Origin of the sequence: Neobacillus sp. KR4-4 (assembly GCF_042136325.1) — a bacterium.
Classification (GTDB): domain Bacteria; phylum Bacillota; class Bacilli; order Bacillales; family Cytobacillaceae; genus Neobacillus.
The window spans coordinates 198,774-221,137 of record NZ_JBHHJU010000003.1 but is presented as its reverse complement, the minus strand read 5'-3'; the positions used below and the strand labels follow the sequence as shown (position 1 = coordinate 221,137).

Below are 22,364 nucleotides of genomic sequence, written 5' to 3'. Positions count from 1 at the left end.
ACAAATTGAAAAAGCCAGGGTAAGGACCCTGACTCATCATTCTAAACTCTTACTATTTGTTTTCTTCTGCCTTTTCACGTTGTTCTTTTAAAACAGCTTTTCGGGAAAGGTTCACACGACCTTGTTTATCAATTTCAGTTACCTTCACTAAAAGTTCGTCCCCTATTTTTACAACATCCTCGACCTTACCAACACGTTCTTCGGCAAGTTCAGATATATGCACAAGACCATCTTTCCCAGCAAAGATTTCTACGAAAGCTCCAAATTTTTCAATTCGTTTCACCTTACCAAGATACAATTCACCTACTTGGACCTCACGAACAATATCTTCGATGATCTTCTTGGCTTTTTGGTTCATTTCTTGATTTGTTGAGGCGATAAATACTGTACCATCTTGCTCAATATCAATCTTAACACCAGTTTCCTCAATAATCTTATTGATTTGTTTTCCACTTGGTCCAATAACATCACGAATTTTATCTGGATTGATTGTCATCGTCAAGATTTTTGGCGCAAATTGTGAAAGCTCTGCTTTTGGTTCAGAAATAGTGGCTAACATTGAATCCAAAATATGCATTCTGCCAACTTTTGCTTGTTGAAGAGCTTCTTCTAATATCTCACGGGATAGTCCTTCAATCTTAATATCCATTTGAAGGGCAGTAACCCCTTTAGCTGTACCTGCCACCTTAAAATCCATATCTCCAAGATGATCTTCCATTCCTTGGATATCTGATAATACGGTATAGTGTTCACCTGATTTAACGAGACCCATTGCAATTCCGGCAACAGGTGCTTTAATCGGCACTCCAGCATCCATCATCGCTAATGTACTTGCACAAATACTTGCCTGTGACGTAGAACCATTGGATTCAAGCACTTCAGATACAAGACGAATGGTGTATGGGAAATCCTTCTCAGACGGTACAATTGGTTCAAGCGCACGCTCTCCAAGTGCACCATGACCAATTTCACGACGACCCGGACCACGAATTGGACCTGTTTCACCAACACTGAAGGAAGGGAAGTTATAATGGTGCATAAAGCGTTTCTCTTCTTCAATACCGAGACCATCAAGAATTTGTACGTCACCCATTGCCCCAAGAGTACAAATGCTGAGCGCTTGAGTTTGACCACGTGTGAACAGACCAGAACCATGTGTACGAGGTAAAATACTAATCTGTGAAGAAAGCGGACGGATTTCATCGATTTTACGGCCATCAGGACGAACCTTTTCAACTGTAATTAAACGGCGGACTTCACCTTTAACAATCTTGTCCAATATTTGCTTAACTTGTTTCAGATCTTCATCTGTTGCTTCTTGTTCTTCAAATTTAGCAATTACTCGGTTTTTCACCTCTTTAATGGCATCTTCACGGGCATGCTTCTCTTGAACCTGAATAGCATTTACCATATCAGCTTCACACATTTCCCTCACTTCAGCCTCGAGGTCCTTATCAATCTCATAAAGAGTTATTTCTCTTTTTGGCTTGCCTATTTCAGCGACAATTTTTTCTTGGAATTCAATGAGGCGCTTAATCTCATCATGACCAAACATAATCGCTTCAAGCATGGTTTCCTCAGGAACCTCTAATGCCCCTGCTTCAACCATATTAATGGCATCTTTCGTACCGGCTACTGTTAAATGTATATCACTTTTTTCAGCTTGCTCAACGGTTGGATTAATGACAAATTCATTATTCACCCGACCAACAACAACGCCAGCAATCGGTCCTTCAAATGGGATATCCGAAGTACTTAGTGCTAATGAAGAACCAAACATTGCAGCCATTTCTGTTGAACAGTCTTGATCCACACTCATGACAATACTAATAACCTGAACATCATTACGGAACCCATCAGCAAATAGTGGACGAATAGGTCTGTCAATCAGTCGGCTTGCTAAGATTGCCTTTTCACTCGGACGGCCTTCACGTTTAATGAAGCCCCCTGGAATTTTACCAACTGCATACAAACGTTCTTCATAGTTAACAGTTAATGGGAAAAAGTCTAAGTTTTTAGGTTCTTTTGATGCTGTTGCCGTACTCAATACTGCTGTGTCCCCATAACGAACTAGGACAGCACCGTTTGCCTGTTTGGCTAATTGTCCAATTTCGACGGTTAATTTACGACCTGCCCAAACAATGGAATACTCATGTTTCAATTGTTCCATATTTTTACCCCTCTCTATCTAAATCACTTAGGAGGATGAAGCGAAAATTTCTACCCTCGCTGTAATCATCATTCTAAACTAATATTAAAAAGCTTAAAAAGCTTATATTATCAATGCAAATCACCTTATTAGTATGCACAAAAAAGTCCTGACTTAAAAATATGTATAAAAAATTCTTTTTTTAGCTGTAAGCTTTTTTAGCCTAATAAAAAAGCGGGAATAATCCCGCTTCTGTAAACTAACGACGTAGACCAAGCTTATTAATTAACACACGGTAACGTTGAACATCTTTGTTACGTAGGAATGTTAAAAGATTACGACGTTTACCAACCATTTTCAAAAGACCGCGACGTGAGTGGTGATCTTTCTTATGAGTACGTAAGTGCTCATTCAAATTGTTGATTGATTCTGTAAGGACAGCGATTTGAACTTCTGCAGATCCAGTGTCGCTTTCATGAGTTTTAAACTCATTGATAAGTTCATTTTTACGTTCTTGAGTGATTGCCATCCGAATTCACCTCCTAAATTTTACAAATCCCCTGATACCGAGCAAGCGTTGGTGATTCGTCTTGCCAAGTAGAGGTTATTTTTAATACGTTAATAAGAATACAACTTTTTACGCCAAAAAGCAAGGATATAACGAAGTTTATTGTAGGAAAAACACCTTTTAAGACGATAATTAAGAAGAATGTCTGATTTCCTCTTCAGGCGCGAGCGGATCACGGGCACTCCCGGGAGCCTCCTACTCCATTCAACTTGGCTATAGTAACCGATAACCTAGCTTATTTGTTAAAGTAATTGAGTGAATTTTGCTTATCTCGTTCAATTTGCGCGACTAGCTCTTGAATTCCTGAAAATTTTTGTTCATTACGTAAGTGGAGATGCCATTCAATAATCACTTCTTCACCATAGATATTTTCATTAAAATCAAATAAGTGGACTTCCACGGAAGGTAGGAGTGCATCCTTATTAAATGTAGGTTTATAGCCAATATTACATACGCCAGTATACCATTTTGAATGTACCTTCATTCGAACGGCATAAACACCAACAGGCGGCATAATATAATCATCATTTAAATCTACATTCGCAGTAGGAAAACCAATCGTCCGGCCTCGTTTATCACCATGGATGACGATGCCTGATGTTGTATAATATCGGCCTAAAAGTGAATAGAGTTCATTGGTCCTGCCTTCTTTAAGCAGTTTGCGAATTCTAGTTGAACTTACCTTTTCATCACCTTGTGTAAATTTTGGAACAACTGAAAAAGAAAATTTATCTCTAGAATGAAAGGGCAATGTTTCCATTGTTCCTTTTCCCATTCGTCCATAGGTAAAGTCAAAGCCAGCGACCACATGCCTTACGTTCAGGCTAATCACACATTGGTCAATAAATTCCTGTGGCAGCAGATTAGCAAATTCCACACTAAAATGAATAATAAATAAATAATCAATTCCTAGCTCTTCAATTATCTTTATTTTTTCAGTTAATGGGGAAATATACTTAATCTGATTATCTGTTTTTCCTAATACTACTGAAGGATGCGGGTCAAATGTCATCACCGCACTGCCTATTCCTTTTTCTTTAGCTTGCTTTTTAGCCTCGAGAATTACCTGTTGATGTCCACGGTGAACACCATCAAAGTAGCCTAACGCCATTGAGAGAGGCGGATATTCATCTATTGCATTATTAAATGGGAATCTAAGCCTAATTACTTCCAAAAGAAACTCACCTTTTCTATACCGTACCTTTTAATCTAAATCATTTCGTAGCACTTTAACTGGTTTAAAGAGGTCAGGCTTGTTAGGATGCTTTGAATAAATAGCAAGAGCCAGTCCATCTACAGTTTCAACGATAATCGGTCCGTTACTAGTTTTTAAATGTTCAGGCATTTGTAATAATGCGCCATTTTTCACTTTCTCTGCTACTTTATCATTAATTTGGAGTTTCGGCAAATGAGAAAGTGCAGTTTCTAGAGGCCTTAATACACTCAAAATCGTTCCAGCTTCCATATGTTTTTCAATCTCTTCAAACGTTAAGCAGTCCTCTAAGGAATAAGAAGCTGATTGAACTCTTTGCAGGTAGGACATATGTGCTGGAAAGCCAAGCATTTCACCAATCATTACGGCTAAGGTACGAATATACGTTCCTTTACTACAACTGACTCTAAACTTAAATTTTATCGTTTCACCGATATATTCAGATCGATCGTCTAATAAGTCGATTGAATAAATCGTTACCTTTCGAGTTGGCCTTTCGACTTCGATTCCTTTTCGCGCGTATTCATACAGTCGGACACCACCAACTTTTACTGCCGAGAACATTGGCGGTGTTTGTTCAATTTCACCAGTTAATGACTTTAAAACTTTAAGAATTTCTTCCCGATGAATAACCCTGGTTACTGGCTTTTGGGCAACTGTTTCTCCTGACGCATCTTCCGTTGTTGTTGAATAACCAATAGTGACTTCTCCCTCGTATGCTTTACCTGCATCCGTAATATATTCGGCCACTTTAGTTGCTTTTCCAATACATATCGGAAGTACACCTGTGACGTCGGGGTCTAATGTGCCCGTATGCCCCACTTTTTTTGTTTTTAATATCTTCCGTAACCGAAAGACACAATCATGGGATGTTAGTCCCGCTGGTTTAAATAAAGGTAGAATTCCTTCCACTGTAAAACCTCCAATCAAAAAAAAGGATAGACATATGTCTATCCAGTTATTCTTCTTCCCTATTTTCTAAAGGCTTTTCATCCTTATGCAGTTGGTGAAGAAGTGTATCAATTCGATTCCCGTAATCGATTGATTCATCCCATTCAAAGATAATCTCAGGGGTTTTTCGAAGGCGGATTCGGTGGCCAATTTCGGTCCGAATAAAGCCTTTCGCTTTAGCTAGACCCTTTAAAGTATTTTCCCTTTGTTCTTCATCACCTAATACGGAAATATATACTTTAGCCTGTTGTAGATCACCTGTTACTTCGACATCGGTAACCGTAACAAAACCAATCCGTGGGTCTTTTATTTTACGACCGATGATGTCACCAAGTTCTTTCTTCATTTGTTCTCCAACACGATTTGCTCTGTGGCTCATCACATTCACCTCTTAACTTAAAGCCATTCAATCTCGGTGATCGTTCTCTCTATTTCTGGAAAGGAGTCAATTAATTTTAACGCGTTATTCAACTCATGTTCCGTGTTTACACGAGTGGAAGTGACGACAACGATCGCAATTTTCGTTCGCTGCCACACATCCTGAAAACCTACTTCAGCTACAGAAACATTAAATTTCTGTTTTAAGCGAGTTAGGATTCTTTGCAAAACCGCTCGTTTCTCTTTTAAAGAATGCGCATCATAAATTATACATTCGCATTCAGCAGCACCGATGATCATTTACGTTCAATTTCTTCCATTACATAAGCTTCAATGATGTCTCCTTCTTTCACATCATTAAAGTTTTTAATGGTAATTCCACATTCGTACCCTTGTGATACTTCTTTTACGTCATCCTTAAATCGTTTTAACGCATCAATATTACCTTCAAAGGTTACAACACCATTACGAATTAGACGAATTCCACTGTCACGGGTAATTTTACCATCTGTAACATATGAACCAGCAATCGTCCCAACTTTTGAAACCTTGAAAGTTTGACGAATCTCTGCTTGACCAATAATCTTCTCTTGGAATTCAGGATCAAGCATACCTTTCATAGCCGCTTCAATCTCTTCGATAACTTTATAAATAATACGGTGAAGACGAACGTCTACTTTCTCAGCCTCTGCTGCCCGTTTGGCATTAACATCTGGACGAACATTAAAACCAATAACAATGGCATTTGAAGCTGCGGCAAGGGTAATATCAGATTCATTAATGGCACCCGCACCACTATGAATAATTTTAATGTTTACTCCCTCAACATCTATTTTTTGCAATGAAGCAGCAACAGCCTCCGCAGAGCCTTGAACATCTGCTTTTAGGATGATGTTTAAGTCCTTCATTTCGCCCTGTTTCAATTGATCAAATAGAGTTTCTAAGCTAACAATGGATTTTTCTCCACGTTGAGCTGCTAATGCAGATTGAGCACGAGCTTCCCCGACTTGTCGTGCAGTTTTCTCATCTTCAAATACGACAAAACGGTCCCCTGCCTGCGGCACATCATTAAGTCCAGTTATTTCAACTGGTGTGGATGGACCTGCTTCTTTCACACGGCGGCCTTTGTCATTTACCATCGCACGTACACGACCGAACGTGTTACCAACTACGATTGGATCACCGATTTTTAATGTACCGTTTTGGACTAATAATGTGGCTACAGATCCACGCCCTTTATCCAATTGTGCCTCGATGACTGTTCCGACTGCTTTTCTATCTGGATTAGCTTTATACTCTTCTACTTCACTAACGAGAAGAATCATCTCTAATAGGTTATCGATACCTTCACCTGTTTTTGCAGATAGGGGAACAAAGATAGTATCCCCGCCCCAAGCCTCAGAAACTAAACCATGTTCTGTTAATTCCTGCATTACACGGTCCGCATTGGCAGCTTCTTTGTCCATTTTATTCACTGCGACAATAATTGGAACCTCAGCAGCTTTTGCATGGTTAATCGCTTCAACCGTTTGTGGCATTACACCATCATCAGCAGCTACGACAAGAATGGTAATATCCGTAATTTTAGCTCCACGTGCACGCATTGTCGTAAAGGCAGCGTGTCCTGGAGTATCAAGGAAGGTAATTTTTTTGCCGTTTTCAACAACTTGGTACGCACCAATATGTTGAGTAATTCCCCCGGCTTCTCCTTCCGTTACCTTTGTGTTACGAATGGAGTCAAGCAAGGTTGTTTTCCCATGGTCGACGTGACCCATAATTGTAACGACAGAAGGTCTTTCTACAAGAGAATCCTCTGAATCCTCAGTAAAGTATACTTCAAGGTCTGTTGTATCCACTTTAATTTCTTCTTCAACCTCAACACCATACTCGCTTGCAATTAATTCAATCGCATCTTTATCTAATACCTGGTTAATTGTTGCCATTACTCCAAGTAAAAAGAGCTTTTTAATAATTTCCGAAGGCTCACGATAGATCTTTTTCGCTAACTCGCCAACCGTTAGAGATTCACTAAAAGTAATTTTAGCTGGAAGTTCCTTCTCTTTTTTCTTCTGTGGCTGTGTTTGTTGAACTGGCGTATGATTTTTCTTTTTATTTTTATTATTAATATTATTATTGCGGTTTTGGTTGTTATTATAAGGCTTAGACTTTGCTTTATCAGCATTATTAAAGACCTTATTTTCTTTTGATTGATATTCCTGATTTTGTTTCTTTCCATCTCCTGATTTTGGAGGAGAGACCACTTTAACTTTTGTTGGAGCAACATTATTATCTGCCGCTTCCTCAAATGCTTTAGCCGTTTTGGTTTGTACTTGTGGTCGCTGTGTGGATTGAGCAGGTCTTTGGTTTTGACGTTGCTGCCCTTGAGCTGGACGTGAATTAGTTCGTTGCGACTGTTGTCCATTTTGTTTATTTTCTTGTTGTTGTGATGTCTTGTTCTCTTTTTTGTTGAATGTTTCATCAAGCTTTTTAATGTCTGCGTCTTCTATTGTTGCCATATGATTAGAGACCTCTATATTCATTTCTTTTAGTTTAGTGATGATTTCTTTACTTGAAATGTTGTGTTTTTTTGCGTATTCATATACACGTATTTTACTCATCTTTTCACCCCCGCTAGATTTAATCGAGCAACGTTACCATTTTTTTTGCAAAGCCATCATCCAGTACAGCTACAACAACGCGGGCTTCCTTGCCAATCGCTTGGCCAAGAAGATGACGATTTTCCACAAATTTATATGGAACCTCATACGAATTACACTTATCAGTAATTTTTTTTGTCGTATTTGCAGAAGCATCTGCTGATAATAAAATGAGTCGTGCTTTTCCGCTTTGAATCTGCTTCACGGTTAGCTCCTCACCTGATATGATTTTACGTGCTCGATTGGCCAAGCCAAGCAATGACATCCATTGATTATCTTTCATTTGGATTGTCAATTCTCCTTCTCTATAAGCTCAAGTAGCTCTTCGTATAACGAATCATTTATAGAAACCTGTAAGTGATTAGATAGGGTATTTTTTTTCTTGGCAAGTAAGATTGCTTCCTTGTCCTTTGAAAGGTAGGCACCCCTTCCGGATTTCTTTCCCGTCAGATCGATGGATACATCCCCTTCTTTTGAGCGAACGATGCGAACTAGTTCTTTTTTCGGCTTCATTTCACCGGTTGCTACACACTTACGCAAAGGAACTTTTTTCTTTTGGTTCACTCATCATTCACCTCACTTTTTAATCAAGCTCTTCTTCATAATCGAAGTCATTTTCAACATGATCATCAAAAAGCCTAATGGTTTCTTCACGCGGATAGATACCAATTTCGCGTGCTTCTGTTTCAGATTTAATATCAATTTTCCAGCCTGTTAATTTTGCTGCCAAGCGGGCGTTTTGTCCCCGTTTACCAATTGCCAATGAAAGTTGATAATCAGGAACAACAACAGTTGTTGCTTTTTCATTTTCATTCACCATAACATCTAAAACTTTAGACGGGCTAAGAGAATTTGCCACAAAAACAACTGGATCCGCTGACCACTTAACAATATCGATTTTCTCACCTTTTAATTCATTAACAACCGCTTGAACCCTTGCTCCTTTTGGTCCAACACAAGAACCAACAGGGTCTACCTCGGGATTATCTGAATGAACAGAGATTTTCGAGCGGTCTCCTGCCTCACGAGCAACTGATTTAATTTCAACAGTTCCATCATAAATTTCTGGTACTTCAATCTCAAACAGACGTTTTAAGAGGCCTGGATGTGTCCGTGAAACAAATATCTGGGGACCCTTGGTTGTTTTTTCTACTTTTGTGATAAATACTTTGATTCGATCATGGGGTTTATACCGTTCATTGGGCATCTGCTCATTCACTGGGAGTAAGGCCTCGATTTTCCCAAGACTTACATAAATAAATTTGGAGTCCAATCTTTGAACAATACCAGTCATTATATCTTCTTCACGGTCAATAAATTCTGAATAAATAATTCCTCGTTCTGCTTCTCTAACACGCTGGGTAACAACTTGTTTAGCGGTCTGAGCAGCAATCCGTCCGAAATCTTTAGGAGTGACTTCCATTTCGACAACATCTTCAACTTGATAATTTGGTGAGATTTGTCTAGCATCCTCTAAGGAAATTTCAAGACGAGGGTCAAATACTTGATCGACGACTTCTTTTCTAGCAAAAACACGCATCGATCCTGTCTGTAAATTTAAATCAATCCTTACATTCTGTGCCTGATTAAAATTTCGGCGATACGCCGAAACAAGGGCTGCTTCAATTGCTTCAATGATAACATCTCTGGAAATACCTTTTTCTCTTTCCAGTATAGTAAGAGCATCTAATAATTCGCTGCTCATCTTTGTGTATCCCCCTATCTTTTTCCAATAATTTCATTACGAAAATGTAACTGCTAAACGCGCATTTGCTACCTTTTCATAGGGAAGTTCAATCGTCTTCTTACGGGTCTTTATTTTCATTTCAATTTTTAAAAGTTGTCCATCAAATTCTAATAAGGTCCCCTCAAAGCTTTTTTCCCCATCGATTGGTTCATAAGTTTTGATAAAAACATTTTTACCGATTGCTTTTTGAAAGTCTTTATCTTTTTTTAATGGGCGCTCAGCCCCAGGTGAAGAAACTTCAAGAAAATAGTTATGGGGAATCGGATCAAGCTCATCGAGTTTTTCGCTGAGTTTTTCGCTAACGAGTCCGCAATCTTCAATATCAACACCGTTGTCTTTATCGATATATACGCGTAGAAACCAACTTTTCCCTTCTTTCACATACTCAATTTCCACTAATTCTAAACCAAGTTCTTGAAAAATAGGTGCAGCCAATTCTTCTACAACTTCCGTTACCTTGCTCATGCTTTACCTCCTTTTCCGATAATTTCACCCATATTGTATGTAGTTCACGGAAAGTTTTATCAAGTTATACTAAGAAAAAAGTCGTATACAAAAAGGAAAGAGCGGGTTTCCCCACTCTTGTTCACGAGAGTATTTCTTAGTATTTCCAATAAAACTATACCATAACCATCATTTTTATGCAAATATCTTCGCCGTTTGTCAAGTATTTTCCTATTTAAAACAACGATAACTGGTTTTGCTCTGGAAGGGATGCGAGACACCCCTGTTTGTCCAAATATTCAAGGATAGTTTTAGATACTTTTCCGCGCTGCTGCAAATCTTCTTTAGATAAAAACTCTCCTGATTCCCGAGCCTTGACAATATTATAGGCCGCATTTGTTCCAAGACCTGGAATCGAATTAAATGGCGGTATTAAGGAATTGCCTTCAATGATAAATTCAGAGGCAGAAGATTTATATAAATCATAGTTTTGGAATACAAAGCCTCTTTCTGTCATTTCTAATGCTAGTTCTAATACCGTCAATAAGTTTTTCTCTTTGTTTGATGCTTCCAAGCCTTTAGCATTGATTTCCTCAATTTTAGCACGAATTGCTTCTGAACCGCGCGACATCGCTTCAATATCAAAGTCTTCAGCACGTACAGTAAAGTAAGCGGCATAATATAGGAGCGGCAAATGAACCTTGAAATAGGCAATTCTAACTGCCATAAGTACATAGGCAGCCGCGTGAGCTTTAGGGAACATATACTTGATCTTTTTACAGGAGTCGATGTACCATTCCGGAACCTCATTTTTCCTCATCTCAGCTTCCATTTCCTCACTTAACCCTTTACCTTTACGAACGGATTCCATAATTTTAAAAGCAAAGGAAGGATCCAATCCCTGATAAATAAGGTAGACCATGATATCATCCCGGCAGCCAATTACTTCACTCAGATTACATGTTTTATTATGAATTAATTCCTGAGCATTCCCAAGCCATACATCGGTACCATGAGACAGACCTGAGATTTGCACTAGTTCAGAAAAAGTAGTTGGTTTTGTATCTTCAAGCATCTGACGAACAAATCGAGTCCCAAACTCTGGAATACCCAGTGTACCCGTTTTACACATGATTTGTTGTTCAGTTACACCTAATGACTCGGTGCCGCTGAATATCTTCATAACTTCAGGGTCATCGGTTGGGATTGTTTTTGGATCCATTCCGCTCAGATCCTGAAGCATCCTAATGACTGTCGGATCGTCGTGCCCTAGAATATCGAGCTTTAAGACATTATCATGGATGGAATGGAAATCGAAATGAGTGGTCTTCCATTCTGAATTTCTATCGTCAGCTGGGAATTGAATCGGTGAAAAATCATAAACATCCATGTAATCAGGGATTACGATAATCCCCCCCGGATGCTGTCCCGTTGTTCTTTTAACTCCTGTACATCCCGAAGCTAATCGTTCCACTTCGGCACCGCGGAGTTGAAGATTGTTATCTTGCTGATATGCCTTCACATAACCAAAAGCTGTTTTATCGGCAACCGTGCCTATTGTTCCAGCACGATAAACATATTCTTCACCGAAAAGAACCTTCGTATAGTTATGGGCACGCGGCTGGTACTCACCAGAGAAGTTTAAATCGATATCGGGAACTTTATCCCCTTTAAATCCAAGGAACGTTTCGAACGGAATATCGTGTCCGTCTTTATGGTATTTACCGCCGCATTGCGGACAGTCTTTATCAGGTAAATCAAACCCAGATCCAACCGATCCATCATTAAAGAACTCTGAATGCTTACAGGTTGGACATACATAATGTGGCGGCAGTGGATTTACTTCCGTAATTTCTGTCATCGTTGCAACCAGTGATGAGCCGACAGATCCCCTGGAACCTACAAGGTAACCATCATCTAATGATTTTTTTACTAGCTTGTGTGAAATCAAATAAATAACGGCAAATCCATGTCCAATAATACTTTTCAGTTCTTTTTCTAACCGGGCTTCAACAATTTCAGGCAAGTTGTCACCGTAAATCTTCCGTGCCATTCCGTAACTCATTTCGCGCATTTCTTCATCGGCACCCTCAATTTTCGGTGTATACAAATCATCTTTAATTGGTTTAATGACTTCAATCATATCAGCAATTTTATTTGTGTTCGTGACGACAATTTCTTTTGCTTTCTCTTTTCCTAAAAATGAAAAGGCATCAAGCATTTCATTGGTTGTTCTAAAGTGAACATCTGGAAGTTGATGACGGTTGAGCGGATTCGCTCCCCCTTGCGAATTAATTAATATTTTGCGATAAATTTTATCATTTTCGTTAAGATAATGGACATTCCCTGTGGCAACAACTGGAAGACCTAATTTATCTCCCAATTTAACGATTTTCGCAATAATGTCTTCCATTGCTTTTTCATCGCTCACTAATTCCATTTCAATTAAAGGGGCATTGACTTCTTTTGGCATGACTTCAATGTAATCATAAAAGCGGGCAGCGCCTTCCACTTCCTCTGGAGACTTTTGCATCATCCCCTCAAATACTTCCCCTTTATTACATCCGGAGCCAACAAGAATCCCTTCTCTGTATTTTTGTAAAACAGATCGAGGCAATCGTGGGACACGATAAAAGTATTCAAGATGAGAAATGGATACAAGTTTAAACAGATTCTTTAAACCCGCTTGAGTCTGAGCTAATAATGTACAGTGATAGGGACGTGCACGTTGGTAAGCATTGCCTTTACCCATATTATCATTAAATTGATCATGATATTCGATTCCTTTTTCTAATGAATCTTTTAACATTTTCAAAAGTAAATAACCAGTGGCTTCCGCATCATAAATCGCCCGGTGATGCTGGGTTAATTCAATATCGAACTTCTTTGCCAGCGTATTTAACCGATGGTTTTTCATCTCTGGATACAGGAAGCGTCCTAGTTCAAGCGTATCAATAACAGGATTATTTGCTTTATCAAAGCCTATTTTCTTATAGCCGACATTTAGGAAACCCATATCGAAGGAAGCATTATGGGCAACAAGGACAGAATCTCCGACCCATTCTCTAAAATTCCGAAGAACTTCTTCTATTTCCGGAGCCGTTTGGACCATGTCGTCCGTTATTCCAGTGAGATTGATTGTTGTTGCCGATAATCGGTGATGTGGATTGGCAAAGGATTCAAATCGATCAATGATTTCTCCATCATGTATTTTTACAGCAGCTAGTTCGATAATAGTGTTGTACACTGCTGAGAGACCCGTCGTTTCAACGTCAAAAACGACATAAGTATCCTCGGTAAGCTGACGGTGCGCATCATTATAGGCGATTGGGACCCCATCATCTACTAAGTTTACTTCAACGCCATAGAGAATTTTAATATCATTTTTCTTCCCTGCACCATATGCTTCAGGAAAGGATTGGGCAACAGCGTGATCGGTAACGGCAATCGCTTTATGCCCCCATTTTTTTGCCTGAGCAATCAACGCACTTACAGGTGTGACAGCATCCATTTGACTCATCGGGGTATGAAGATGGAGCTCAACCCGTTTTTCATCTTCAGGAGCCGTATCCTTACGACCTGCAGGTTTGATTTCATTGATATCATTTCCTATCATGACAAGGTCTCGGACAAAGGTATCATTTTGAATGCTTCCTCGAACCTTTACCCACATCCCCTTCTTGACAAGTTGGAAGAGAGCGGCGTCCTCTTTGTCTCGTGAAAACATTTTTACCATGATGGAACTTGTGTAATCAGTTATTTTAAAGGTTAACAGCGACCTGCCGCTCCTGAGTTCACGAATCTCAGCATCAAAGATGTAACCTTCCACTGCTACTCTTCTTTCTTCATCAACAATATCAATCAAACTGCGTAAGTCGTTATTATCTTTAATCGTAAGACCAATAGTAAGTGGACCAGATGGCAAATCACCCGAAGCTTGATCTTTTTCAGCTTCTTTTTTCTGCAATTCAACCATTGCCTGCAGTCCGCGTTCTTGATCTTCTTTTTGCTTAGCAAGTAAAAATTGTTGGTATTCATCACTTTTTTCTACATTTTTCAGGTCCGTCTCTATTGAAAGGCTAGGAAATCCAAACGATTGATATATATTTGAGATTATCTCTCCATATTTCCTCTTTAATGCAAGTCCCTCTGTATCGTTACGAACTGTAATTGTTAGTTTATTTCCATTCACTTCAGGGAGTTGTTCATGTAAAAGTTTTAAAAGCGGCGGAGCAATCCCATCGATTTGCTGAATGCTATAACTCCAATAATCTCGTATTAATTCAGATGAAATGGTTTGGTTTGTTACATTAATTTGGAACGATATCGTGGCAATGTTTGAAAATGTCCGTTCAAGTTGTGTCGTAAACAGAACGTAGATATTATAGGGAAGGATATTTTCGAGTGAAAATTGAAAATGCCACTTTCGATTCTTTTTTTCAACTAAAAGCCTATCTATTTGCGCATTGTTGAAATGCACTACAACAGCATCCTCGATTAATTGCAGCTGCTGGAGCAAGAGTTGGAATCGCTCTTTTTTGCCGTCGGCATGTTCGCTCATCTTTCTCTCTCCCATCTATTAAAAATCATTAAATTTTTATTTCGTCAAAAAATAATTATATCATATGAGTTGAATGGATTCGTCTTTATTCGACAGAAAAAATTCTCCATTTTAGGTAAAATAGTTTTCCTGAAAACAAATGAAGGGACCGTATAGACGGCCCCATAAATCATTAATATTTAATTACAGGAAGAATCTTTGAATATCATTCCACGTTACGACTAGCATGAGCAGCATGAGGAGGGCAAATCCAATAAAATGGACCATTCCTTCCTTTTGACGATCAATCGGTTTTCCTCTGACAGCTTCAACAGCAAAAAACATCAATCTGCCGCCATCAAGAGCAGGAATAGGTAATAAGTTCATAATTCCTAAGTTAATGCTTAAAATCCCGGCCCATTTCATTAAATAATAAATTCCAGATTTAGCAACAGAATCAGTAGCTTGGTAAATACCAACCGGCCCAGATAGAGCATCGATTGAAAATTGTCCCGTAACTAATTTACCGACCATCACAAAAATCTGCTTAGTCCAGAAATAGGTTTCTGTGAATCCTGCTTTTACCGCTTGAATGGGAGATTTTTCAACTGGACTATATACACCAATCAGTCCAATTTTCTTTCCCTCCACTGTTTTTTCAATCGGGGTTACCGTGATATCTAAATCCTTGTTGTCACGGCGAATTGAAAAATCGAGTTTTTCATTTGGGTTTTTCCGAATAACTTCCACAACATCAGACCAACTAGTTATTTCTGAACCATTGATTGTCTGTATTAAATCACCCTTTTTAAGACCTGCAGCCATTGCTGCTCCTTCAGGAGTAATTTCACCTAACTTAGGTTCATTCGTAGGAACACCTTGAATAAAAGCAATAATAATAAATACAATGAATGCAAGTACAAAATTCATCATTGGTCCAGCAAAAATAGCCATTGTTCGTTGCCCCAATGTTTTTGAACCAAATTGACGATCAATGGGAGCAATCTGTGATTCGACCCCATTTTCTACAATGACTGCTTTTGGGTCAATGGTAAATGTTTTTAATTCCTCTTCCTCATCGTCAGGAAATCCTTTAATGATTAAATCTTTTTCTATATCTGCATATTCCACTTCAACAATTCGGCAATTAGGAAATTTTTCTTTATTATTCAGGATGATTTTATTTACTTTCTCATCTTTATCAAACAACAGGCCAATTCGATAGCCAGGCTTAATTTCAATTATTTCTGGGTCTTCTCCAGCCATACGGACAAATCCGCCAATCGGTAGTAAGCGAATAGTATACGTCGTTTCCCCTTTTTTATGGGAAAATACCTTGGGACCAAAACCTATGGCAAATTCACGGCATAAAATACCTGCCCTTTTTGCGAAAATCAAATGACCTAATTCATGAAAGAATACAAGCGCGCCAAAAATCACAATAAAGGCAATTACTGTAGTCAAATTAAAACCACCTTTTTTTATAGAAGTGAACGTACATAATCTCTTGTTTCTGTATCTATCTCTTGGATTGCTGCTAAGCTAGGGTGATCCACGATTTGGTGAGTAGTTAATGCCTTTTCAATCAAATCTTCAATTTGCAAGAAATGGATTTTTCCCGCTAGAAATGCTGCAACGGCCACTTCATTTGCCGCATTCAATACCGTAGGCATCGAACCCCCTTTTTTTCCTGCTTCATAGGCAAACCCTAGACAGCGAAATCTTGCAACATCCATTTCCTGAAAATGCAATTTCCCAATACTTGCTAAATCCAAACGTTTTGATGTAGGTAATGCTAAGCGATCGGGATAGGTAAGAGCAAATTGGATAGGTACGCGCATATCTGGTGTACCTAATTGGGCAATTATACTGCTATCATGGAATTCAACCATTGAATGGATGATGCTTTCTTTATGAAGCAGTACATCAATCTTTTCATATGGCATATTAAAGAGCCAGTGTGCTTCAATGACTTCCAAACCTTTATTCATCATCGAGGCCGAATCAATGGTGATTTTGGCTCCCATTGACCAATTTGGATGGTTTAAAGCTTGTTCGACGGTAACATTTTTCAATTCTTGCCGAGTTCGATCACGAAAGCTTCCACCAGAAGCAGTAAGAATTAATCTTTCAATATTTTTTTCTTTCTCCCCCTGCAAGGCTTGAAAAATGGCAGAATGCTCACTATCGACAGGTAGGAGTGGAACATTATTTCTTTTAGCAGCATCAATTACTAAATGGCCAGCAGTTACAAGAGTTTCTTTATTAGCAATAGCAATGATTTTCCCACTCTCGATCGCTTGCAGCGTTGGGTTTAAACCCACACTTCCAATAACAGCATTGACAAGGATATCTGCCTTTTCATAAACGGCAGCCTCAATAAGTCCTTCCTGACCAAATGTAAACTTAATATTAGGGAATTCTGCTTTTAATGTATGACAATCCTGATAGTCTTGTACAGAAACAAGCTCAGGTTGAAACTCAACAATAAATTTTCGAGCCAAATCAATATTTTTCCCAACAGAAATAGCTGTCACTCTAAATTCGGATGGATGTTCACGAATAATATCTAACGTTTGAGTGCCGATTGATCCTGTCGCACCCAATAAATTAATCTTTTTCAATAAGGTCAACTCCTAAATGTAAAGCACATACGCTTTATACCCAAAGGTGAAACAGATGAAGCAAGGGCCAAACAAATAATAGGCTGTCAAATCGGTCAAGAATCCCTCCGTGACCTGGCAAGATATTCCCAGAGTCTTTAACATGGAAATGACGCTTAAAAGCAGATTCAACTAAGTCACCAATTTGTCCGAAAATAGATAGAACAACTGTAATTCCCATTAATGATAAGAGACCGACATTGATGTCAGAAAAGATTGCAAAGAGAACTGCAACCAAAACAGCACAAACAACACCGCCAATTGATCCTTCCACTGTTTTATTGGGGCTAATTTCCGGCCAAAGCTTTGTCTTTCCAAGGGCCTTTCCAATAAAATATGCACCTGAATCGGTAGCCCAAATCATAAATAAAGAATACAAGATAAAAACGAGGCCGCCGTCTTGTCTTGTTTCGAAGAAAAAGTAAAAACCAATCCCTACATAAATAGCAGACAAAATGGAAAATGAAACATCTTCAAATGTAAATTGATTCTTGGTTATGACTGTAAAAGTAAGTAACAAAAAAATTAAAGCAATACATATCTCCACTTTTGAATAATAAAAGGAATCCAATATGTGATAATACTCCTCAGGAAAAAGCAGCACCCAAAGAAATAAAACCGTCAAAACACCATTTACAGAAAAAATATTAATTTTTTTCATTTTCAATAATTCATATAAACCGATCGTCGCTAAAAAGTAGGTTAACAATACCATTGGAAACCCGCCAAAGTAAACGATGGGTAAAAAAAGTGCAGCTGCGATGACTCCTGTTATGATTCTTTGCTTCATTTAATTTTCAACACCTTTGTTGTACTATATACCACCAAACCGACGCTGTCGTTTTTGAAATGTTTCTATTGCTTCCAGTAAATGTTCCTCACTAAAATCTGGCCATAACACATCGGTAAACCAAAATTCTGAGTAAGCTAACTGCCAAAGCATAAAGTTACTTAAGCGGATTTCACCACTCGTTCGGATTAATAAGTCTGGATCAGAAAAGTCGGCGGTCATTAGATAGGAAGAAAAGACCTTATCATCTAAGGCTGACTCTTTTAGTTTACCACTTTTGCTATCTTTTAAGACCTTCTTAACAGCATCTAGTATTTCTGCTCTACTCCCATAATTTAAAGCAAAATTGAGGACTAACCCGTTGTTATCCTTTGTATCATCAATAGCCTTTTCAATTGCACGCAGTGTATGTGGGGGAAGTTGATTTTTGTAACCCATCATTTTCACCTGTACATTTTCTGAAATCAAATCTGGAAGAAAAGTACCTAAAAACTCATCAGGAAGACTCATTATATACTCCACTTCATTTTTTGGTCTTTTCCAATTTTCAGTCGAAAACGCATATAATGTTAACGTCTTAATTCCAAGTTCATTGGCTAACTTCGTGGTTTTTCGGACGACTTTCATACCTTCGTGATGACCAGCAATCCTTGGTAATGCTCGTTTTTTAGCCCAACGCCCGTTTCCATCCATAATAATCGCCACATGTTCAGGAACAGGCAATTTTTTTATTTCATCTATTTTATTTCGGAGTGTGGAAGAGGTATTTCGGTTCTTCCCAAGCCTTATTTTATTAAACATGACATTGCTCCTCTAATTAGTTAATCATTTCCTCCGAAAATAAATCATCAATCAATTCCATTGAAGCGTGTGTTGTTATGTAATGGACATTTCGGGGTAGCATGTTTTTATCATACCAAAAAAGCATTAAGATATCTCTATTAATTAACTTATGTAAAATAAAAGGAATTAAGAATTATTTTCAGACAACTTTCAAAATCCCTCAATTGGAATTATTTACGTAATAAAATAGTGAAAAACCCCCTATGCAGAGGGTTCTATAATAAATTATACTTCCAAAATTTCTTTTTCTTTATCTTTTGTAATTTGATCAATTTTACTAATATACTCATCAGTAAGCTTTTGAATATCATCAGAATGACCGCGAAGAGCATCCTCAGTAATTTCACCGTTCTTCTCAAGCTTTTTCAAATCATCATTTCCGTCACGACGGATATTACGGACAGCTACTTTAGCTTCTTCTGAATACTTTTTAACTAACTTGACCAGTTCTTTACGACGCTCCTCAGTTAACTGTGGAATCGCAAGGCGGATAACCGTTCCATCATTACTAGGATTTAATCCTAAATCGGATTTGAGAATAGCTTTCTCAATATCACCAAGAATGGATTTATCATACGGTTGTATCACAATCAGCCTTGCTTCAGGTGTGGTAATTCCAGCCATTTGATTGACAGGGGTTGGTGCACCATAGTAATCAATTGTAATCCTATCTAATAATGAAGCACTTGCTCTTCCCGCTCGAATACTTGCAAGTTCACGTGAATATGACTGAATCGCTTTTGTCATACGATCTTTTGTCGCAGCAATGACCTGTTTTGGCATTAATGTTTCCCCCTAACAATTGTTCCTATCTTTTCACCCATAACAGCGCGTTTAATATTGCCCTGCTCCATAATTGAGAATACAATCAATGGAATATCATTGTCCATACATAATGAAGAGGCAGTTGAGTCCATAACTGCTAATCCTTCTTTAAGCACATCAAGGAAGGACAAATCTTCATATTTAGTTGCGTTTGCATCCAAACGAGGGTCTGCAGAGTAAACACCATCGACATTATTTTTAGCCATCAGGATCACTTCAGCATCAATTTCCGCTGCTCGGAGTGCTGCTGTTGTATCAGTTGAGAAGTATGGATTCCCAGTACCAGCTGCAAAAATTACCACTCGTTTTTTCTCTAAATGTCTAATCGCACGACGTCTAATATAAGGTTCAGCTACTTGACGCATTTCGATAGAAGTTTGCACTCTTGATTCAATGCCTAAATGCTCTAAACTATCCTGTAAGGCTAAGGAATTCATTACCGTTGCAAGCATCCCCATATAATCAGCAGTTGCCCGATCCATTCCCATTTCACTGCCAATTTTACCACGCCAAATGTTACCGCCGCCAACCACAACAGCAACTTCGACACCAAGTTCCGCTATTTCTTTCACTTGAATAGCAATCGATTTGATCACAGAAGGTTTAATTCCAAAGCTCTCATCACCTGCTAGTGCTTCTCCGCTCAACTTTAATACAACGCGTTTGTACTTAGGACCGTTCATATAAACCTCCATTTATGTATTAATACTTTTTAAAAAAGGGAACACACAGTGTCCCCTATTTAATAACTATTTCGTAATATTCCCTTTTGCTCAAGAATATTTCAGATTATTTTTTAATTTGATTCATTACTTCTTCTGCAAAGTTATCTTCACGTTTTTCAATGCCTTCTCCTACTTCGTAACGAACGAATTCACGGATTGTAGCACCTTTAGATTCAACAAATTGACGTACTTTTTGATCAGGGTTTTTAACAAAAGTTTGATCAAGGACACATACATCTTCAAAATATTTTCCTAGGCGGCCTTCAACCATTTTTTCAACGATCTTTTCAGGCTTTCCTTCGTTTAGAGCTTGTTGAGTTAATACTTGACGCTCGTGCTCTACTTCGTCTTGTGAAACTTGATCACGGGAAACATATTTCGGCTTAAGTGCAGCAATATGCATAGAAACATCTTTTGCAGCATCTGCATCTGTAGTACCTTCAAGAACAGATAACACAGAAATACGGCCACCCATATGAATGTAAGCACCAAATGCATCGTTATCAGTTTTTGATAAAACTGTAAAACGGCGAAGTGTTAATTTTTCACCAATCTTCGCAATCGCAGCATTGATATGGTCTGCTACAGTCACGCCATTTTCCATTGTTTGTGCAGATGCATCTTCAACAGATGCTGGGTTGTTTTTTAGAAGATGTGCAGCTAATTCTTTAACAAGTGCCTGGAACGCTTCGTTTTTCGCAACGAAATCAGTTTCAGAGTTTACTTCTAGGATAACTGCATTGTTTCCTTCAGTAACAACATATGTTAACCCTTCTGCAGCGATACGGTCACCTTTTTTAGCCGCAGATGCAATTCCTTTTTCGCGTAAGAAGTCAATTGCTTTTTCCATATCACCATTAGTTTCAGTTAATGCTTTTTTACAATCCAACATACCTGCACCAGTTTTTTCACGTAATTCTTTTACCATTTGAGCAGTAATTGCCATAATGTAAATTCCTCCTTTATTTTTCTATGTATCCATATCTTAGCCAATGACAGCTAATATAAAACTTTCTTAAAAAAACCTTCTTAAAAAAAGGTGATAAAGGGTCTCCCTCTTATCACCTTTTCATTCAATCACTTAAATTAAGCTTGAACAGCTACTTCTTCACCTTGTTTTGCTTCAAGGATTGCATCAGCCATTTTACCAGTTAAAAGCTTAACCGCACGGATCGCATCGTCATTCGCAGGAATAACAACATCGATTTCGTCTGGATCGCAGTTTGTATCAACGATACCAACGATTGGAATGTTTAATTTCTTAGCTTCCGCAACAGCGATACGCTCTTTACGAGGATCGATGATGAATAGTGCATCTGGAAGTTGTTTCATGTCTTTAATTCCGCCTAGGAATTTTTCAAGACGTTCTTGTTCCTTCTTCAATTGTACTACTTCTTTCTTAGGTAGTACTTCAAAAGTACCATCTTCAGACATTCTTTCAATATCTTTTAAGCGGCCAATACGCTTTTGAATTGTTTCAAAGTTTGTTAGTGTACCACCTAACCAACGTTGGTTAACATAGTACATACCAGAACGGCCTGCTTCTTCTTTAACAGAATCTTGAGCTTGTTTCTTTGTACCAACAAAAAGTACAGTTCCGCCGTTACCAGCAAGGTCCTTAACCCAGTTATAAGCTTCTTCAACTTTTTTAACTGTTTTTTGTAGGTCAATGATATAGATACCGTTACGCTCTGTGAAGATATATTTCTTCATTTTTGGATTCCAACGGCGTGTTTGGTGTCCAAAGTGTACACCAGCTTCAAGCAATTGCTTCATAGAAATTACTGACATGATTTTTTCCTCCTAATGGTTTGTTTTCCTCCGCTCACTTCATTTCTAAACAGAAACTGTCATTAACAGCACCATCTGTT

20 protein-coding genes are annotated in these 22,364 nt (G+C 38.4%); all 20 read right to left on the bottom strand.

Annotated features, from left to right (window positions below):
- Positions 1 to 52 precede the first annotated feature (52 nt).
- The 20 genes from pnp to rpsB all read right to left on the bottom strand — a co-directional run bounded on the left by pnp (position 53) and on the right by rpsB (position 22,284).
- Positions 53 to 2,170 (bottom strand): polyribonucleotide nucleotidyltransferase, encoded by a 2,118-nt coding sequence (gene pnp / locus ACE198_RS04565; protein WP_251456079.1) that lies wholly within the window; start codon positions 2,168 to 2,170, stop codon positions 53 to 55.
- A 238-nt stretch (positions 2,171 to 2,408) separates the two neighbouring features.
- Complete coding sequence (gene rpsO, locus ACE198_RS04560; RefSeq protein ID WP_026566475.1) at positions 2,409 to 2,678, bottom strand: 30S ribosomal protein S15; 270 nt, start codon at positions 2,676 to 2,678, stop codon at positions 2,409 to 2,411.
- A 274-nt stretch (positions 2,679 to 2,952) separates the two neighbouring features.
- Positions 2,953 to 3,891, bottom strand: coding sequence for a bifunctional riboflavin kinase/FAD synthetase (gene ribF / locus ACE198_RS04555; protein ID WP_251456081.1), 939 nt, complete (start codon positions 3,889 to 3,891; stop codon positions 2,953 to 2,955).
- 30 nt (positions 3,892 to 3,921) lie between these two features.
- A complete protein-coding gene (gene truB / locus ACE198_RS04550) occupies positions 3,922 to 4,842 on the bottom strand; it encodes a tRNA pseudouridine(55) synthase TruB (RefSeq protein ID WP_251456083.1) in 921 nt (306 codons plus the stop codon).
- Positions 4,843 to 4,888: 46 nt separating this feature from the next.
- On the bottom strand, positions 4,889 to 5,260 hold the full coding sequence (gene rbfA, locus ACE198_RS04545; RefSeq protein WP_375374799.1) for a 30S ribosome-binding factor RbfA: 372 nt from the start codon (positions 5,258 to 5,260) through the stop codon (positions 4,889 to 4,891).
- 17 nt (positions 5,261 to 5,277) lie between these two features.
- Positions 5,278 to 5,559, bottom strand: a complete 282-nt coding sequence (locus tag ACE198_RS04540) for a DUF503 domain-containing protein (protein ID WP_098571697.1) — start codon at positions 5,557 to 5,559, stop codon at positions 5,278 to 5,280.
- Positions 5,556 to 7,877, bottom strand: coding sequence for a translation initiation factor IF-2 (gene infB, locus ACE198_RS04535; protein ID WP_251456087.1), 2,322 nt, complete (start codon positions 7,875 to 7,877; stop codon positions 5,556 to 5,558). The genes ACE198_RS04540 and infB overlap by 4 nt, the downstream gene beginning before the upstream one ends.
- Before the next feature lie 19 nt (positions 7,878 to 7,896).
- Positions 7,897 to 8,199, bottom strand: coding sequence for a YlxQ family RNA-binding protein (locus ACE198_RS04530; RefSeq protein ID WP_098571750.1), 303 nt, complete (start codon positions 8,197 to 8,199; stop codon positions 7,897 to 7,899).
- Between the two features lie 8 nt (positions 8,200 to 8,207).
- Positions 8,208 to 8,480: an RNase P modulator RnpM gene (gene rnpM, locus ACE198_RS04525; protein WP_098571695.1), complete on the bottom strand. Its 273-nt coding sequence runs from the start codon at positions 8,478 to 8,480 to the stop codon at positions 8,208 to 8,210.
- Positions 8,481 to 8,499: 19 nt separating this feature from the next.
- Positions 8,500 to 9,621 (bottom strand): transcription termination factor NusA, encoded by a 1,122-nt coding sequence (gene nusA, locus ACE198_RS04520; RefSeq protein ID WP_098571694.1) that lies wholly within the window; start codon positions 9,619 to 9,621, stop codon positions 8,500 to 8,502.
- Positions 9,622 to 9,657: 36 nt separating this feature from the next.
- The gene (rimP, locus tag ACE198_RS04515; RefSeq protein WP_098571693.1) at positions 9,658 to 10,128 is read right to left on the bottom strand and encodes a ribosome maturation factor RimP; all 471 of its coding nucleotides are present in this window, start codon (positions 10,126 to 10,128) and stop codon (positions 9,658 to 9,660) included.
- Between the two features lie 214 nt (positions 10,129 to 10,342).
- Entirely contained in the window at positions 10,343 to 14,668 is a 4,326-nt protein-coding gene (locus ACE198_RS04510; protein ID WP_375374798.1) for a PolC-type DNA polymerase III, read from the bottom strand.
- A 183-nt stretch (positions 14,669 to 14,851) separates the two neighbouring features.
- Positions 14,852 to 16,111: an RIP metalloprotease RseP gene (rseP, locus tag ACE198_RS04505; protein WP_098571691.1), complete on the bottom strand. Its 1,260-nt coding sequence runs from the start codon at positions 16,109 to 16,111 to the stop codon at positions 14,852 to 14,854.
- Positions 16,112 to 16,128: 17 nt separating this feature from the next.
- Entirely contained in the window at positions 16,129 to 17,271 is a 1,143-nt protein-coding gene (gene dxr / locus ACE198_RS04500; protein ID WP_098571690.1) for a 1-deoxy-D-xylulose-5-phosphate reductoisomerase, read from the bottom strand.
- Positions 17,272 to 17,305: 34 nt separating this feature from the next.
- Positions 17,306 to 18,100, bottom strand: coding sequence for a phosphatidate cytidylyltransferase (locus ACE198_RS04495; protein ID WP_098571689.1), 795 nt, complete (start codon positions 18,098 to 18,100; stop codon positions 17,306 to 17,308).
- A gap of 24 nt (positions 18,101 to 18,124) precedes the next feature.
- Positions 18,125 to 18,901 carry an undecaprenyl pyrophosphate synthase gene (locus ACE198_RS04490; RefSeq protein ID WP_375374797.1) on the bottom strand — a complete coding sequence of 259 codons (777 nt, stop codon included), beginning with the start codon at positions 18,899 to 18,901 and terminating at the stop codon, positions 18,125 to 18,127.
- A gap of 267 nt (positions 18,902 to 19,168) precedes the next feature.
- Entirely contained in the window at positions 19,169 to 19,726 is a 558-nt protein-coding gene (frr, locus tag ACE198_RS04485; protein WP_098571687.1) for a ribosome recycling factor, read from the bottom strand.
- Positions 19,726 to 20,451 (bottom strand): UMP kinase, encoded by a 726-nt coding sequence (gene pyrH / locus ACE198_RS04480; protein WP_098571686.1) that lies wholly within the window; start codon positions 20,449 to 20,451, stop codon positions 19,726 to 19,728. Before pyrH ends, frr begins: the two co-directional genes overlap by 1 nt.
- 106 nt (positions 20,452 to 20,557) lie before the next feature.
- Positions 20,558 to 21,439, bottom strand: coding sequence for a translation elongation factor Ts (tsf, locus tag ACE198_RS04475; protein ID WP_375374796.1), 882 nt, complete (start codon positions 21,437 to 21,439; stop codon positions 20,558 to 20,560).
- Between the two features lie 140 nt (positions 21,440 to 21,579).
- Positions 21,580 to 22,284 (bottom strand): 30S ribosomal protein S2, encoded by a 705-nt coding sequence (rpsB, locus tag ACE198_RS04470; RefSeq protein ID WP_098571684.1) that lies wholly within the window; start codon positions 22,282 to 22,284, stop codon positions 21,580 to 21,582.
- Between the last annotated feature and the right edge of the window lie 80 nt (positions 22,285 to 22,364).

What these genes read in the sequence shown, in the direction of transcription:
- pnp (WP_251456079.1), bottom strand. Translation starts at nt 2,170, where the DNA reads ATGGAACAATTGAAACATGAGTATTCCATTGTTTGGGCAGGTCGTAAA.
- rpsO (WP_026566475.1), bottom strand. Translation starts at nt 2,678, where the DNA reads ATGGCAATCACTCAAGAACGTAAAAATGAACTTATCAATGAGTTTAAA.
- rbfA (WP_375374799.1), bottom strand. Translation starts at nt 5,260, where the DNA reads ATGAGCCACAGAGCAAATCGTGTTGGAGAACAAATGAAGAAAGAACTT.
- ACE198_RS04540 (WP_098571697.1), bottom strand. Translation starts at nt 5,559, where the DNA reads ATGATCATCGGTGCTGCTGAATGCGAATGTATAATTTATGATGCGCAT.
- infB (WP_251456087.1), bottom strand. Translation starts at nt 7,877, where the DNA reads ATGAGTAAAATACGTGTATATGAATACGCAAAAAAACACAACATTTCA.
- ACE198_RS04530 (WP_098571750.1), bottom strand. Translation starts at nt 8,199, where the DNA reads ATGAAAGATAATCAATGGATGTCATTGCTTGGCTTGGCCAATCGAGCA.
- nusA (WP_098571694.1), bottom strand. Translation starts at nt 9,621, where the DNA reads ATGAGCAGCGAATTATTAGATGCTCTTACTATACTGGAAAGAGAAAAA.
- rimP (WP_098571693.1), bottom strand. Translation starts at nt 10,128, where the DNA reads ATGAGCAAGGTAACGGAAGTTGTAGAAGAATTGGCTGCACCTATTTTT.
- ACE198_RS04510 (WP_375374798.1), bottom strand. Translation starts at nt 14,668, where the DNA reads ATGAGCGAACATGCCGACGGCAAAAAAGAGCGATTCCAACTCTTGCTC.
- ACE198_RS04495 (WP_098571689.1), bottom strand. Translation starts at nt 18,100, where the DNA reads ATGAAGCAAAGAATCATAACAGGAGTCATCGCAGCTGCACTTTTTTTA.
- ACE198_RS04490 (WP_375374797.1), bottom strand. Translation starts at nt 18,901, where the DNA reads ATGTTTAATAAAATAAGGCTTGGGAAGAACCGAAATACCTCTTCCACA.
- frr (WP_098571687.1), bottom strand. Translation starts at nt 19,726, where the DNA reads ATGCCAAAACAGGTCATTGCTGCGACAAAAGATCGTATGACAAAAGCG.
- pyrH (WP_098571686.1), bottom strand. Translation starts at nt 20,451, where the DNA reads ATGAACGGTCCTAAGTACAAACGCGTTGTATTAAAGTTGAGCGGAGAA.
- tsf (WP_375374796.1), bottom strand. Translation starts at nt 21,439, where the DNA reads ATGGCAATTACTGCTCAAATGGTAAAAGAATTACGTGAAAAAACTGGT.
- rpsB (WP_098571684.1), bottom strand. Translation starts at nt 22,284, where the DNA reads ATGTCAGTAATTTCTATGAAGCAATTGCTTGAAGCTGGTGTACACTTT.